Raw genomic sequence first — 15,554 nt, 5'->3', positions numbered from 1 at the left:
GTCGAAATGAAAGGAAAGACAACCTTGACTATCTTATCACATCCAAAGATGCGTGTGTATAAAAACTATTACATGGAACCCTCTATAGATTCGCTCAATGTCTTAGGTTTAACCAGCTTTTTTCTAGCTCTAACTTATCCTTACAATTAACTTACCCGCTCCGGTGTCGTTTATCCCAATAAATCGGAATTACGGATTTGATATGGTCACATGTGTTTCAAATCCTGGACTATTCGGGACGATGTTGAAATATGTCGTACCTGCGACCAAAGGCACCTCTTTACCATCTTTTACAAATCGGATAGCATCCCCAGAAGAACGGACCCACTGACCTCTAATCACTTTTCCCTGTTGAAATAGCATGGCTTCTCCGCCTGAGTGAGTATCGACTGATATTCTACCTACATCATCAAGTACCTTATGATTCGCCCCGAGGACAATCACGTTCGCTGCGGTAAGTACAGACTTATCATTCAGATCGATGTGTGGCTCACCGTTCATGTATCTCTGATACAACTTCGTTTCTTGATCATAGGTGTAGCCCACCACATAGTTTTTCAGCAGAAAAGTAATATCCACTTTCGCCGCTGGCTCGCCAGACTGAGTGTCTGGATCAGAAGCCTGATTAGTTGCCTCTTCTGTATCTTCCGCTTCCACTGTCTCTTCCTTAATAAAAGTATACTGCGGTATTTTTACTTCATCCGAGAACTTGTGTTTGTCTGCTCCCTGACGGAGCTTCTCATCACTAGAGTACAGGTTATGCGGAGCTTTCCGGTCTTTATCACGCCAGAAATACGCGCCGGCACTTCCGATTTCATCCAAGTCCTGTTTACCTTGCTTCTTTATAATGGAATAGGCTTCCGGACTCCCTCCCGCATGAACAAGCACCCCACCATAACTCTCTCCTATATCAATTAGGTAAGGCCTTATACTGCGAATCGGACCAATCTTCTCGATATCCGTCTGGCTTTGGAAAATACCGATTAGACGAGTAATCCCGCCTTCAGCAAGCACTTCATATACGATATCCGCTTGGCTAAGCCCAGACTGTGGCCGAGCAGCGGGTGCATTGTTGACCATAACAGCTAGTGGCCTCCGGTTCGAGACTTCTTCAAGTGGCATTCCTGTAAGCGGTGCCGTAAATTCAGCCGTTTGCTCCACAGGTTGTTCATCCTTGGGTGATTCAATTGGGGCCTGCACCTCTGGCGGAACGATCGGCTCTGCTTCCTTCTTCTCCCCACCACAAGCAGATAGCATAAGTACGGCCGTAATAGAAATAATGCTTGTCCTCCATACGGACTTATTACGATTCATCATATTTTCTTCCCCCTATTTCCTCAGCACTCCCACATACATATCAACATTGGCTTATCCGACAAAATACTATATTTTACATTTAATCATAAAACGTATTTTTTGTCTGTAATGCCATAGGAAAGATCGATATATACACCATGGGTAAACAGCTTCTTAGCCTATCTTAAAATTTATTTTAAAATTTATTTAAAATTGTGATTTAAATCACAAGTCATGTGATTTTTTTCACTTATAATAAAGACATGAAAGAGATGATCATCTTACATACAACAAGAAAGCAACTCACACCAAAGCGAATAAATACAAAAATTCTAAATCATTTGAGGAGTGGTTCATATGTTTAACACTTGGCTAAGAGAGAACAAAATTGCAATGTGGCTTCTAACCTTTATCCGGGTCTATGTTGGATATCAGTGGTTAACAGCAGGCTGGGGTAAGTTGATGGGTGGATTTGATGCTAGTGGATTCATGAAAGGTGCAATCGCCAGTGCAACAGGTGATCATCCTGCCGTACAAGGCTGGTGGGCAACATTCCTAGAGCATGTCGCTCTCCCAGGCGTGAACGTATTCAACTTCGTTGTACCTCTCGGTGAATTCCTAGTCGGTCTCGGATTGATTCTCGGAACATTTACTACTTTTGCCGCATTGATGGGACTTTTAATGAACGCAGCATTCCTCTTCTCGGGCACAGTAAGCACCAACGCACAATTGTTACTGCTTGAAGTACTGATTATCGTGGCAGCTGCGAATGCTGGTAAGATTGGTCTCGACTATTATGTACTTCCTTACCTTCGGGGATTGTTTAAAAAAGAAGACGGTCATAAGAAACACCTAGGCGGCGGTAAAATATTCAAAAAGCACACCACTGCTTAATCCAGTAATACAATATATCACGATAAAAAGACCTCCACATCTCCCGATTTCGGGTGGTGTGGAGGTCTTCATCTGTTCCTTACGATCGCTTAAATACTCCAGTGCTGCCATTCCTGCTGCTGACTCTCAAGTTCCCTTAACCAATCGCGAGTTCGCTTAAGTAACTGAGCGCGCTGCGGCCCTGCGGAATAGGTGTGGTCCCCCTGAAAGATAATCTCTTTATCGCATCGTCCTTCGGGGCGCATCCAGAACACTTTTTGAAACAGAAACGCATAATCAACCGGGATAATATCGTCAGAAGTTCCGTGAATCACTAATACATCTCCACTGAACTTGACGGCTTCCTGAAACGGCTGTCCTGCTGCCAATGATTCGAAAAAGGTGGGCGTAAACTCATATCCCAAATAATCTGCGCTTCCAGACTTCACGGACTCATCATACACACTACGGCCTGTGATCGTCACGATATCATTAAACGGATAACCGACTGCGGACCAGAGAACAAGATTCTTCACACGCTGATCACGAACAGCCGTCTGAAGAGCAACCGCACCTCCAAGACTATGTCCGATCAACGTCACTCGGGTTGGATCGACATCGGCGCAGCTAAGCGCATAATCGAGCACGGAACGGGTCTGAGCAATCATAGACTCCAATCCTTCTGCACCATAAGAACCTGAGCTTTCGCCACAACCGATATAATCGAAGCGAACAACCATGTATCCATCCTCAACAAGCTCCCGTGCCGTCTTCACGAACAGACGATCTACACCGATGCGACTCCCCACAAAACCATGGCAGATGACAGCCAGTGGAACACGATTGCAGCGTCCCTCCTGATTCCTATCAGTTGATGGATAGTGAATACTTGCGGTTAACTCCTCTTGATCGTGTCGAATAATAATTTGCCGCTCCATGTCCATTCCTCCCCGAGTGACCATTCGTATATTATATAATTCCGATAAGTTTAATATGAATTAATTAAATTTATCTTAGCATCACCTTATACGAATTGTCAACGGGATCTAATCTAATCCATAACGTGATTAATCATAACTACGAAGGAACATAGAACGTGTCTCGAGTCGTCCTTTAATCCACTCTTCTTCCTCTGCTACTTCTCCCCACAGATTAGCTGCAACCGCCGTCTCTTTGTCCTTATCCTTAATCATTTTTTCATCAGTAGCTTGTCTTGCTCTTACTGAATTACGTGCACTGTTCTCTCGAGCCATGCGGATGTCACCCTTTCTTGTGTACTTGTTTAAAGACTGGTTATATTGTTAAGAGTCTGAGCGTGGATTATTCTCATTAACAAAAGGTTCACTTTTTTCGCGTCGTAGCTTGCAATACAACCTAGTGTGATATACTTTGTACATTCTCAATTTTGTATACACCCCGTAACAGATCCCAGTAGAATTGGGGAACGCTGAAATATAGCATGGATCATATTTAGAGCAATGGAGGTACACAACGATGAAGAAACAGCAGATGATCCGAGAGAACAACCGATTACAAGAGCAAATGACACCTTCCAATTTGAAATATTACGAGGATATGGTTATCTACATTCGTACGAGCCCAGTGAATGAACTCCGGGGAGAAGAGCTGCTCCTAGAGATCGGTCAGCATCTACTAGAGGCGCAGCGTAATGGTAAAAGTGCAGAAGAAGTATTTGGCAGCGAGCCAGTTACTTATTGTGAGAAACTTGTTCAGAACCTCCCGAAACAGAAAGGCCTAAGTCAGCTACAATACATCATTATGATTCCATGGGTCGCTCTTACTTGGTTCTTTTTCGCACAGGCTCTTATTGGGTTCGTTACACAATGGACGGGTGGATCTGTGGAGAAAGTGTCTCAAGTACGAGTTTCTACACTTGTACTTATTGCTGCTGGTGCCTATATCCTGATCAAACTAATTATGAATTTCATGAACCGAGAAACCTTTAAACCAGAGGAGAACAAACGCAAAATCAATATACGGGGCATGGGCATCTATACCGCAGTCGCAGTAGTGATTCTCATGATAGGCGTATGGCTTGGTCGCGCTCTTCCCGTGTTGGTCATCCCGCCATGGGGCAGCCTTGTGATATTCATCATCGGTCTTATTGGGACAAAATTGTTATTTTTCCGAAGATAACATTGAAGTCGGATCGTACACTTTCAATACCCCTGAGTGCATAAAAAGGAGCTGTTCCGCAGTAGAAAATCTACTTTTGGGACAACTCCTTTTTTTCAAGAGAGTATGCTCTCAACATATCAAGTCAACGATTTAGATCAACAGATTGAACAAGTTCATGTTTTTGTTCAGCTCTGTATAATCAAGACCTTTTCGGTTCATGCGCTCAATCAGTGAACCGTAGTCCTCCGGATACATCAGCTCAATCCCCACTAGTGCAGGTCCGTCTTCCTTATTATGCTTCTTCGTATATTCGAATCGTGCTATATCATCATTCGGTCCAAGTACTTCCTCTAGGAATTCTCGCAAAGCCCCCGCACGCTGCGGGAAATTGATCATGAAGTAGTGCTTCAATCCTTCATAGATCAACGAACGTTCCTTAATCTCCTGCATCCGGTCAATATCATTGTTACCGCCACTAATGACACAGACTACATTCTTACCCCGAATCTTATCTCCATATAAATCAAGGGCTGCTACAGATAAAGCACCCGCAGGTTCTGCAACAATTGCATTCTCGTTATACAGTTCAAGAATCGTAGTACACGCCTTGCCTTCTGGTACCAAGACAATATCATCTAATTTTTCATTACAGATATCGTACGTAAGCTGACCAACACGTTTGACGGCTGCCCCATCAATAAACTTATCGATCTCATGAAGTGTAACAACTTCCCCGCGCTGCTTAGCTTCCGTCATCGAAGCGGCTCCAAGCGGCTCAACACCAATAATCTGTGTCATTGGACTTACCGTTTTCACATATGTCGCAACACCCGCGGCAAGACCGCCTCCACCAATCGTCACGAACATATAGTCTGCCGGAGCATCCAATTCTTCCATAACTTCCATTCCGATCGTTCCATTACCCGCAACAATTCGGGCCTCGTCGAATGGATGAATGAAAGTCATTCCCTGCTCGTTACATACCTTCATGGCCTGATCATATGCATCGTCGAACGTATCCCCTGTTAAAATAACCTCCACACTGCTTCCACCAAATCGCTTGACCTGCTTCACTTTTTGATTCGGTGTCGTGCTTGGCATATATATCTTGCCGCGAATATTAAGTACATTACAAGAGAAGGCAACACCCTGTGCATGGTTTCCAGCACTCGCACAGACAATCCCAGCTGCCAATTCCTTATCTGTCAGACTGCGAATCATATTGTAAGCACCCCGGATCTTAAAGGACCGGACTACCTGTAAATCTTCACGCTTCAAGTACACATTACAACCGTGTTTGGCAGACAGCACCGCATCTTTCTGGAGTGGTGTGCGAATAATCACCTCTCGCAGCACGTGGTGAGCACGTACGATATCTTCCATACCAACGGTTTTTCTCTGAGTTTGTGTTTCTTCCATATTCTCTCACTCCACTTCGCGGCCCGGGTGGCGGATGCCTTCCGTCTACCCTTGAACTTGTATTTATCCTATTGTATCACTTTTCCTAAAAATTTCTTGGGTAAACCGCAAAAAAGGATGACTTATATGAAATAAGTCATCCTTTTTCTCTGCAACTGTAGTATCGTATTATGCGAATTTCTGCTTAAACCAGATTGCAGCAGCCTCTACTTCCGTAAGGCTCAACTGATGCCCACCTTGCTCCCAGTGAAGCTGTGCATCCGCGCCCGCTTCGGTCAGCATCGAGTTCAGATCCTCCGATTCCTGCGGAGGACACATCATATCCCGTCTGCCAGCTGCGATGAACACAGGTACGCCAGACAAATCCGGCAGTTCCTTGTCTCTTAACGGAACCATTGGATGATGCAGCACCGCACCTTGAAGTGCATCACTATAGTGAAAGAGCAGACTTGCTGCGATATTCGCACCATTCGAGTAACCTACAGCAACTACGCGTTTCCGGTCAAAATTATAATTCTCAGCAGCTTGATCAATAAATTCCTTCAAATCATGAGTACGCTGAATGAGATCCTCGATATCAAAAACACCCTCAGCGAGTCTTCTGAAGAAGCGCGGCATTCCATTCTCCGATACATTCCCTCGTACACTAAGAATGTTTGCGTCCTTAGAAATCATCTCCGCTAGTGGTAACAAATCCTCCTCATTGCCTCCCGTTCCATGAAGCAACAACAACGTTATGGCATCCGCGGATGTCCCTTGTTGGTATAAATGATGATGTTGCATAGTAAACATCTCCCTCCAGATAACCTACATGCTAATATTTAAATCAGATACTGATCTATCAATCAAATTTCTAATTATCTTAACATTAAGATTCTTTATTCCATATTACCACATTCATCTTAAAAATCAACCCTAGCTGTTCCCCTCATTTCCAGTTTCAAAGTATAGGAAAAGGCCCTCCAATAGCTTGGAAGGCCTTCTCTCTTCTATATATCTAATCTGTATATACCGTACGTGTTCCCCCGTAACTCCTTTATTATATCAAAAGATACACAATGTGTCAGCTTACGTGTTGGGTGTTTTCACAAAAAATTATATTTTGTTTAGATGATATTCCAGATGAAACGACGTACTCATCCTTCTACAGTTCATATTTAAGCTTATTCATAAACCTTTTTGATAGGTGAGACGCATGCTTTCCCTTCGCGTTAACCCACCCGTAATATACAGGCTTTAATTGTGGAATCTCCAAGGGAACAGCTACGATATCACGTCCAAGCTGATGATCCCGACCCTGAAATGAGTAATCAAGCCCAAGGGTTACCGCTAATCCCGCAAGAACTGCATTGTTGATGGCTTGCGTGTTGTTCGAGATGAATAAGATGTCCGGCTTTCCGAAGGAAGAGATAAACTCCGATACAAAATCCCGAATCTGTTCATCATCATATAAGACTAACGTTTGAGTCACCAACTTCTCTGGCGTAATCGATTTCTCGAGAGATAGAGGTGAATTTTTACTGACGCCTACGACGATCTTCCCTTCCCATAAGCGTTCAAAAGAAAGCTCTTTATTCATCTCAACGAGATTCTCTGAGAGCACAATCAGACCGGCATCCATATGATTATGTTCGATATCATGCAGAATCTCTTTCGGTCCTTTTTCATATACTTCGATCTTCACGCTTGGATGTTCTTTCTTGAAGCTTGCAATAATATCAACCAACAGATGCATTGGTCCTGGAATAGTAGCGATCTTTAACTTACCGCTCAACTCATTGCTAAATGATTGGGCCTCTTCTTGTAACTCATGTACCTTCACTAGCACTTCATTAGCTTTTTGAATAATAACCTGACCTTCAGCCGTTGGTATAGCTCCAGAACCGCGCGCTCTCGTAAAAAGAGTTATTCCTAATTCCGCTTCCATAGATGAGATCGCCTGGCTGATAGCCGATAAGGTTACATGTGACTGCTGTGCAGCATTCGTTAAAGAGCCTGTCTTTGCCACCTGTACGATGTACTCCATCTGCTCAAGATTCATGTCTCCACCTCTATTAAGTCGTACTTAATTAATATTAATTATAATTAAATTTCTATAAACATAAAGCAGTGCTACGATAATGATAGAAAGATCATAGACAGACGGATTTAAATCATGAACCCATTTACATTTCTTGAAGGAGGAATTTTAGATGTCTAATAAAAGAGTTGCAGTTATCACAGGTGGAGCAAGTGGAATCGGTAAAGAAACGGCTTTGAAATTCGCAAGCAAGGGTGATCAAGTCGTTATTGCAGACTTTAACGAGGCTGCTGGTAATGAGGCGGTCAATCAGATTAAAGCCGCAGGTGGAGAAGCCATCTTCGTCAAAACGGACGTGTCCAAATACGAAGAAGTAGAAGCTTTGGTAGAAACCGCAGTACAAACCTACGGTAGAATCGATGTGATGTTCAACAACGCAGGTATTGGACGTATTACTCCCGTACTGGACCAGAATCTAGCCGATTACCACAGTGTCATTAATGTGAACCAGCATGGTGTCACTCACGGTATTATTGCAGCGGGTAAAAAAATGCGTGAGCTATCCATCCAGGGGGTTATTATTAATACTGCATCCGTCTTCGGATTTCTCGCTTCCCCAGGTACATTCGCTTATCACGCTTCCAAAGGAGCAGTCATTATGATGACCAAATCCGCTGCGCTGGAGCTCGCACCATATGGTATTCGTGTCGTTGCCGTGGCTCCAGGGGCCGTAGATACACCAATCATTCAAGGCTACAAAGACAATGGTATGGTTGATGAGATGAAAGCTAAGGTAATGGGGAATAAGTTAACACAGCCGGAGCAGATTGCTGATTCTGTCTATTTGCTAACACTTCCAGAAGCAAGTGCGATTAATGGTAGTGTCGTGATGGCAGACGAAGGCTACGCTTCCTTTAAATAATTATCTCTACACCTCAAGGTTACTTTATAATTTCAATGAAAAAGCAGGCTAGGAAGGATCAACTTCCTTGACCTGCTTTTTGTTCTTTTCTCAAAACAATGATCCTACCTCAGATTTCCCCGACTTCAATAGACACGATCACAGTGTCCTCTTTCACTAAAAAATCCCCCTCATTAAAAACAAGGAAGTTGTCGATATATTATTCATCGTAAAACTGTGCAGATCTGTGCTTTTGTCAACTTAGGTATCTGAGTAGCAGGAAGCGGCTGAAATGACTACAGTGAATTTTATAAGTATAAGGTGGTTGTGTATGAAAAGAAGAAACAGTTTGGTGTTCAAATCAATTGTTATGTTGGCTGTGTTATTTCTCTTATTAGGAGCGATCGTGACGATATTGAATCAGTCAGAGATGAAAAAACAACAGCTAACAGAACTCTCTAATATGGAATGGACGCTTCACAATATCATTGTGGAAAGTATTCCTCATATCGAGAAAGCTAAGACCATGCTTGGATCTAAAGAGCTGATGAAAGAAGAGCACATTATAGAGCTACAAAAACAGCTGGACAGCATGAAAAACAATCAAATGATTTCCAGCAGCTACCTCTATATACCCGAAACGATAAAGGGAGATAACGCTAATCTACAGCTGATTCTAGCTAACAAAGAGCTATACGATTCAGGGCTAAAATCGGGTGACATGTATGAAGCAAAAGGTGCGTTTGCAAAAGCGCTGGCTGAAATGAATGAGAAAGGATATGCAACATCCGAAGTCTATACTGATGAATTCGGTACGTGGGTCAGCGTCATCAGCTCCATGAAAGATAGCAGTGGCAAAGAAGTCGCAATCTTCGGTATCGATTTTGATTATTCCTCAGTTGCCAAGCAGCAAAGGGCCGTCATTATCAAAACAAGCATCATTGGCTCCATTGTCGTACTTATGTTCATTTTACTCCTAGTGTTCCTTGTACGGTTTACGCTACGTCCGATCATCCAGTTATCTGAGCTTAGCGCCAGAGCCGCTCAGGGTGACCTCACTGTCGAGGCTCGCGTAACAAACAAAGATGAAGTTAGTGTGCTGTCTGCGAACTTTAATACCATGATCGGAAACATCAGGAACCTAATCCAGAATGTCCAGCAGACTTCAGAAAAAGTGTCCCAATCTTCTAAATCCTTAGTCATGAGCGCGGACCAGACCTCAAAGGCGACTGAGGAAATTACAATGGCTATTCAACATGTCGCCCAAGGATCTGAGACCCAAATGCAGTCTACGATGGAAAGCCAGATAGCGATGGAAGAAATGACGAACGGCATCCAGCGAATTGCGGAGCATTCTTCGATGTTGTCTGAGCATTCATACGAGGTCGCGCAAAAAGCGGAATCTGGAAACGAAGTCATTCAACATTCAGTCAAGGACATGAGGGAAATTCATACGACCGTCTCCAATACGGTAGACATCTTGAATGAACTAGAAGCTCGGTCACATGAAATTCAACAGATCGTCAGTATCATCTCTAATATCGCAGGCCAAACCAATTTACTTGCGCTCAACGCATCCATTGAAGCAGCGCGAGTTGGTGAGCAAGGCAAAGGGTTTGCCGTTGTTGCGCAGGAGGTGCGTAAGCTTGCCGAGCTGTCTGGCAGCTCGTCTGAACAAATTTCCACCATGCTGGCTGAAATTTCAACTTATGTTACGCGTGTTTCAAGCGCAATGAATACCAGTATGGGTCAAGTAGAGCAAGGAGTCGGGTCCGTTCAGAAGGCTGGGGACGTCTTCGGCGAAATTGTTGCCGCTCTTCAGAGTGTCAACGAGCAGGTCCATGAAGTATCTGCTTCTGCGGAGCAAATGTCTGCAGGAAGCAGACAAGTATCGAATTCACTAAGCGAGTTGGCTAAAATCGGACGTAGCGCGTCCGAACACACTCAAGTCGTTGCTGCATCATCCGAGGAACAGATGGCCTCTATGCAGGAGATTGCTAGTGCCTCAACGATGCTAGAAACCATGGTGAATGATCTCGAGAAAGAAGTTCGCGTATTTAAGCTTCAAGGATAATAGATTAAGCGTGGATAATAAAGAAGATGCACAGCAATCAATCATCGCTGGCATCTTCTTTTTCTGTCATTAAGAACATTTATTTCGGTGCTTGAATCTCTTTCACGGCATGATCAAGTGCCGCTTTCGCATCTTTTTGGTTATCCCATATATCAGCTAGCGCAGCATCCACCGGCCTCCATACAAGATCCATCTCTGGCAGATTTGGTACGGCTTGAGCATTGCCAAGCTGAGCGATAAACGCTGACATATAGGGGGCGCTTAGGATGTGTTCCGATTGCTGCACCTCTATATTTGTCGGGATTGCCCCCGTTTGCACACTGTAATTCAGCTGCGCTTCCCTAGATGATGCGTAATAAGCAAACAATTTTGCTGCATTAGGATACTTACTATCTGCATTCACATACCAAGCCTTAATATCCGCGAAGGAGACCGCAGGATATCCCGCGACTGCAGGAAGTGGAGCAACGCCTAACTGATCTCCAAGTGCCTTTTTATAATCACTAAGCATCTCAGGACCGCTGATATCCATCGCAAGCTGACCTGTAGTAAATCGCTCTCTTTTGAAATCTTGTGTGAGCTTATCCGATTGCAGAGGAAGAACCTCTCTTAAACGAGAGAATACCTTCATACTCCGCTGAGCCTCCGCACTATTCAGACCCATATCGTTAATATCTGTACCACCCTTGCCATAGATGTAACCGCCACTTGACGCGAGGAATGGATAACTGAAGTATAGATTGCTAACGTCCCACATGATCCCATATGTATTGGTCGTTTTATTCGTAAACTTCTTACTGAAGTCAATGACATCATCAAACGTTCTTGGTGCTTCTTGAATTAGTTTCTTATTGTAATATAGCAGATATGTGTCTGCTGCGAAGGGGTATCCATACACGATCCCATGATAAGATACACCTTCAACGATGTTCTTCGCATTCATCCTTCTTGCTTCAACTTCAAATAGATCGTTCGGCAGAACTAACCCGGCTTCTACTGCTTTCCCAAGTTCTCTACTAGGGAGCATCATAACATCTGCTGCAGATGCTCCTTCTTGTGCCAGTCGATCTGCTTGTTCGACGGAATCTATAACTTCCCGAGTAACCTCCACCCCATATTTATCTGTAAACTCCTTGATCAATTCTTCTGGGTAAGTTCCCGCTCCTTTACTCTCCCATACTACCAATTTCGCATCAGCTTCAGCTTTGAATTCTGAGCCATTCGCATCTGGTGGTGCTGTCTTGGCACCGTTCGATGATTCTGTTGGTGGTGGCGGAGTCAACGCTCCATCTGGTTGATCAACCGGAGGCGGGGCGGTCTTAGCCCCTGTGGGTTGATCAACCGGCGCTTGTGGCTCCACTTCTGGAGCAGCTGTCTTTCCACCACATGCGGATATGGATAATACGATCGTGAACGCTGTTATAAGTGCTATTACTTTCTTCATTCTCATCCCCTTGTTACCCCTCTCCAAATCATGTAACTAGGTATGCTGATCTGAACACATCATACAACAATTACCCAACTATTGTAAAAAAACAACATCCTTATGATCCTGAAACATAAAAGACCTGCAATAAATGCAGGCCTCTAATTATACTAGAATGAATGACTTGTAATAATAGAATGATACTGCAAATCCTCTGGAAATACCGTTTCAGATCAATGCTTTCGCTGCGATGTCTGTACGGAACTGTTTTCCTTCAAAAGTAATCTGTTCCGCACGTTCATAAGCTTTCGCACGAGCGGAAGCAATATCAGAACCAAGCCCCACAACCCCGAGAACGCGTCCACCGTTCGTAACCATTCGTCCTTCTCCATCAAGCGCTGTTCCAGCATGGAACACGATTGAAGAAGAGTCCTCCGCATCCAGACCAGAAATAACCAGACCTTTCGGATATGAAGCCGGATATCCACCTGAAGCTAGAATCACACACACGGCTGCCTCATCACTCCACTCAAGCGTAAGATCAGCAAGCGTTCCATTCACAGCTGCCAAGAACACTTCAAGAAGATCTGTCTTTAAGCGTGGCAGTACCACCTGTGTCTCCGGATCACCAAAACGAGCGTTAAATTCAATCGTCTTCGGTTTGCCATCCGGTGTAATCATTAGACCAGCGAACAACACACCGCGGAATGGACGACCCTCGGATACCATCGCCTTCGCGGTCGGTTTAATGATCGTTTCGATCGCTTCTTCAATAATGGAATCCGAAATATGTGGAAGTGGAGAATATGTACCCATTCCACCTGTATTCGGTCCTAAATCGCCGTCGTAAGCTGGCTTATGATCCTGTGCAGCCGACATCGGTTTCACCGTCTCGCCATCAACGAAGGCCAAGATCGACATTTCTTGTCCCTCTAAGAATTCCTCGATAACAACTCGGCTTCCCGCTTCCCCGAACACTTTGGATTGCATGATATCGCGAAGCGCCAACTCTGCCTCTTCTAAGGTATGTGCAACAGTAACACCTTTACCTGCTGCAAGTCCATCAGCCTTAACAACAATTGGAGCCTGCTGACTCCGCAAGTAAGCCAGTGCCTGTTCGTAATCATCAAATTTCTCGTAGGCTGCTGTTGGGATATTGTATTTATGAAGCAGATCTTTCATAAATGTTTTGCTGCCCTCGATTTCAGCAGCATTCTTGCGTGGTCCGAATACCGGAATACCTGCCTCTTCGAACACATCTACAATCCCGTCTGCAAGCGGGTCATCTGGCCCGACAACAACAAGCCCAACGGCTTTCTCTTGGGCAAATGTTTTTAATTGTTCAAACTCATGAACTGCAATAGGTGCTACTTCTGCAATCTGAGCAATACCTGCATTTCCAGGTGCACAATATATGGTTCCGGCTTTTGGGCTCTTGGACAGCGCCCATACAATCGCATGCTCGCGTCCACCGCCACCGATTACTAAAATGTCCATGCTTCCCCTCCATCCAAAAGATCAATACATTTATTGATTCACGAGATGAATCATTTATACAGCAAAGGAACCGCCCGGGGCAGCAGCATCATGCCAGGACTACCCCGAATATGCGATTCCTCATTAAATTTTAGTGTTTAAAGTGTCTTACACCTGTAAATACCATAGCGATCCCGTTCTCATTAGCCACCTTAATGGACTCTTCATCTTTCACGGAGCCACCAGGCTGAATGACAGCGGTAATTCCTGCTTTTGCTGCGATTTCGAGCGTGTCCCCCATCGGGAAAAATGCGTCAGAAGCGAGAACAGCTCCTTTTGCCTTGTCGCCTGCTTGTTCAATCGCAATGCGTGCCGAGCCTACACGGTTCATCTGACCAGCACCCACACCTACAGTCATATCATCTGCAGCCAGTACAATCGCATTCGATTTCACATGTTTCACGACTTTCCAGCCGAATAGCAGTTGCTTCAGTTCTTCTTCCGTTGGCTTACGATCTGTAACGACTTTGAGATCATCCACATCAAGCGAATGAACGTCGCTCTCTTGCACGATCATACCGCCCTCGATTGAAGTTACAGCAAGTACACTCTGGCGTTCCTTAGCGGAACCGAACTCACCCATTTTCAGAAGACGAATATTCTTCTTCTTCGTGAGCAGCTCCAATGCTTCCGGTGTGAAATCTGGTGCCAGAATAATTTCGAGGAAAATATCCTTTAGCAGCTCAGCTGTCGGCCCATCAATCGTCCGGTTTGCTGCAACAATCCCACCGAAGATGGAGGTGGTGTCAGCTTCATAAGCTTTCTTGAACGCATCCAATACATTGGTGCCTACGCCGACACCGCAAGGATTCATATGTTTAACTGCAACGACAGCCGGCTCATCAAATTCCTTCACGATCTGCAGGGCTGCATTCGCATCATTAATGTTGTTGTAAGACAACTCTTTACCGTGAAGTTGCTCAGCTGTTGTCAAAGTACCTGCTGCTGCCAGCGGCTTCTTGTAGAAAGCGGCCTTCTGGTGTGGATTCTCACCATAACGAAGATCTTGAATCTTCTCGTATGTTACGCTCAGACGCTCTGGCAATGGATCGCCAGTTACATTCGACAAATACTCAGAAATCAATGTGTCGTATGCTCCTGTATGACGGAATACCTTAGCTGCAAGACGCTTACGCGTTTCAAGTGTTGTATCCCCATCCGCGCGAATCTCTTCCAGAACCGCACTGTAGTCGCCCGCATCTACAACAACACTAACAAATGCGTGGTTTTTCGCCGCGGAGCGGAGCATCGTTGGCCCACCAATGTCGATATTTTCGATTGCATCTTCGTATTCGACATCCGGTTTCGCAATCGTTTCCTGGAATGGATACAGGTTTACAACAACGAGATCAATATAGTCCAGACCCAACTCTTGCATCTGACGTTGATGTTCGCTGCTATCACGAACCGCGAGCAAACCGCTGTGTACCGCTGGGTGCAATGTTTTCACACGTCCATCAAGGATTTCAGGGAAGCCTGTTACATCCGAAATACCGATAACCGGTACGCCTTCTTTGGCAAGCAAGCTTTTTGTTCCTCCTGTTGAAATGATCTCAACACCCAGGGAAGCCAATTCGCGGCAAAACTCCACGATTCCCGTTTTATCTGACACACTGACCAGTGCTCTTTTGATACTCACATTTATTCCTCCCTATCATTGTGGAAAGTTTCCACACGTGTCTTTAGCTATTCCATTCGCATAATTCGATTCTAAATCATCCGTAGAACCCTATATCTGCGAATAAGTTCATTCAGATCAATGGAACTTGATTAAACGTCGCTTATTGGATTGATAATCTATGCTAAAGGTAAATGCTGTCGATATGAGATAATTCCTAAAGTATTTCCCGAGAAATATCGAACTTGTCGA

The 15,554-nt window shown here is 44.5% G+C and carries 13 protein-coding genes; 4 read left to right on the top strand and 9 right to left on the bottom strand.

Annotation, left to right across the window (positions count from 1 at the left end):
• Positions 1 to 189 precede the first annotated feature (189 nt).
• Positions 190 to 1,317, bottom strand: coding sequence for a DUF3048 domain-containing protein (locus ACK8P5_RS04475; RefSeq protein WP_422659785.1), 1,128 nt, complete (start codon positions 1,315 to 1,317; stop codon positions 190 to 192).
• A gap of 336 nt (positions 1,318 to 1,653) precedes the next feature.
• Between ACK8P5_RS04475 and ACK8P5_RS04470 the strand changes: the two genes are divergently transcribed.
• Complete coding sequence (locus tag ACK8P5_RS04470; RefSeq protein WP_422659784.1) at positions 1,654 to 2,190, top strand: DoxX family protein; 537 nt, start codon at positions 1,654 to 1,656, stop codon at positions 2,188 to 2,190.
• 89 nt (positions 2,191 to 2,279) lie between these two features.
• On the opposite strand, the gene ACK8P5_RS04465 is transcribed toward ACK8P5_RS04470, so the two are convergent.
• Together ACK8P5_RS04465 and ACK8P5_RS04460 are read right to left on the bottom strand one after the other, a co-directional pair.
• Entirely contained in the window at positions 2,280 to 3,107 is an 828-nt protein-coding gene (locus ACK8P5_RS04465; protein ID WP_422659783.1) for an alpha/beta hydrolase family protein, read from the bottom strand.
• A gap of 129 nt (positions 3,108 to 3,236) precedes the next feature.
• Positions 3,237 to 3,422 (bottom strand): hypothetical protein, encoded by a 186-nt coding sequence (locus ACK8P5_RS04460; RefSeq protein WP_422659782.1) that lies wholly within the window; start codon positions 3,420 to 3,422, stop codon positions 3,237 to 3,239.
• A gap of 241 nt (positions 3,423 to 3,663) precedes the next feature.
• Here ACK8P5_RS04460 and ACK8P5_RS04455 point away from each other — a divergent pair, with 241 nt between their 5' ends.
• The gene (locus tag ACK8P5_RS04455; protein ID WP_422659781.1) at positions 3,664 to 4,326 is read left to right on the top strand and encodes a DUF1129 family protein; all 663 of its coding nucleotides are present in this window, start codon (positions 3,664 to 3,666) and stop codon (positions 4,324 to 4,326) included.
• A gap of 132 nt (positions 4,327 to 4,458) precedes the next feature.
• Here the strand turns inward: ACK8P5_RS04455 and ilvA are convergent, their stop codons facing one another.
• From ilvA to ACK8P5_RS04440, 3 genes are all read right to left on the bottom strand, one after another.
• Positions 4,459 to 5,727 carry a threonine ammonia-lyase IlvA gene (ilvA, locus tag ACK8P5_RS04450; RefSeq protein ID WP_422659780.1) on the bottom strand — a complete coding sequence of 423 codons (1,269 nt, stop codon included), beginning with the start codon at positions 5,725 to 5,727 and terminating at the stop codon, positions 4,459 to 4,461.
• Positions 5,728 to 5,895: 168 nt separating this feature from the next.
• A complete protein-coding gene (locus ACK8P5_RS04445; protein WP_422659779.1) occupies positions 5,896 to 6,510 on the bottom strand; it encodes an alpha/beta hydrolase in 615 nt (204 codons plus the stop codon).
• A 361-nt stretch (positions 6,511 to 6,871) separates the two neighbouring features.
• A complete protein-coding gene (locus ACK8P5_RS04440) occupies positions 6,872 to 7,768 on the bottom strand; it encodes a LysR family transcriptional regulator (RefSeq protein ID WP_422659778.1) in 897 nt (298 codons plus the stop codon).
• A gap of 151 nt (positions 7,769 to 7,919) precedes the next feature.
• On the opposite strand from ACK8P5_RS04440, the gene ACK8P5_RS04435 reads away from it, so the two are divergent.
• Together ACK8P5_RS04435 and ACK8P5_RS04430 are read left to right on the top strand one after the other, a co-directional pair.
• On the top strand, positions 7,920 to 8,669 hold the full coding sequence (locus ACK8P5_RS04435) for an SDR family NAD(P)-dependent oxidoreductase (protein ID WP_422659777.1): 750 nt from the start codon (positions 7,920 to 7,922) through the stop codon (positions 8,667 to 8,669).
• 310 nt (positions 8,670 to 8,979) lie between these two features.
• Positions 8,980 to 10,722 (top strand): methyl-accepting chemotaxis protein, encoded by a 1,743-nt coding sequence (locus ACK8P5_RS04430; protein WP_422659776.1) that lies wholly within the window; start codon positions 8,980 to 8,982, stop codon positions 10,720 to 10,722.
• Between the two features lie 79 nt (positions 10,723 to 10,801).
• On the opposite strand, the gene ACK8P5_RS04425 is transcribed toward ACK8P5_RS04430, so the two are convergent.
• The 3 genes from ACK8P5_RS04425 to purH form a co-directional block, all read right to left on the bottom strand.
• Positions 10,802 to 12,166 carry a sugar ABC transporter substrate-binding protein gene (locus tag ACK8P5_RS04425; protein ID WP_422659775.1) on the bottom strand — a complete coding sequence of 455 codons (1,365 nt, stop codon included), beginning with the start codon at positions 12,164 to 12,166 and terminating at the stop codon, positions 10,802 to 10,804.
• Positions 12,167 to 12,376: 210 nt separating this feature from the next.
• Entirely contained in the window at positions 12,377 to 13,645 is a 1,269-nt protein-coding gene (purD, locus tag ACK8P5_RS04420) for a phosphoribosylamine--glycine ligase (RefSeq protein WP_422659774.1), read from the bottom strand.
• A 130-nt stretch (positions 13,646 to 13,775) separates the two neighbouring features.
• Complete coding sequence (gene purH / locus ACK8P5_RS04415) at positions 13,776 to 15,323, bottom strand: bifunctional phosphoribosylaminoimidazolecarboxamide formyltransferase/IMP cyclohydrolase (RefSeq protein WP_422659773.1); 1,548 nt, start codon at positions 15,321 to 15,323, stop codon at positions 13,776 to 13,778.
• Between the last annotated feature and the right edge of the window lie 231 nt (positions 15,324 to 15,554).

This window comes from Paenibacillus sp. EC2-1, assembly GCF_049311625.1.
In the GTDB taxonomy this organism is placed as follows: Bacteria; Bacillota; Bacilli; order Paenibacillales; family Paenibacillaceae; genus Paenibacillus_AQ.
The sequence above is the reverse complement of the archived record's forward strand: the minus strand, read 5'-3'. Positions and strand labels throughout refer to the sequence as shown.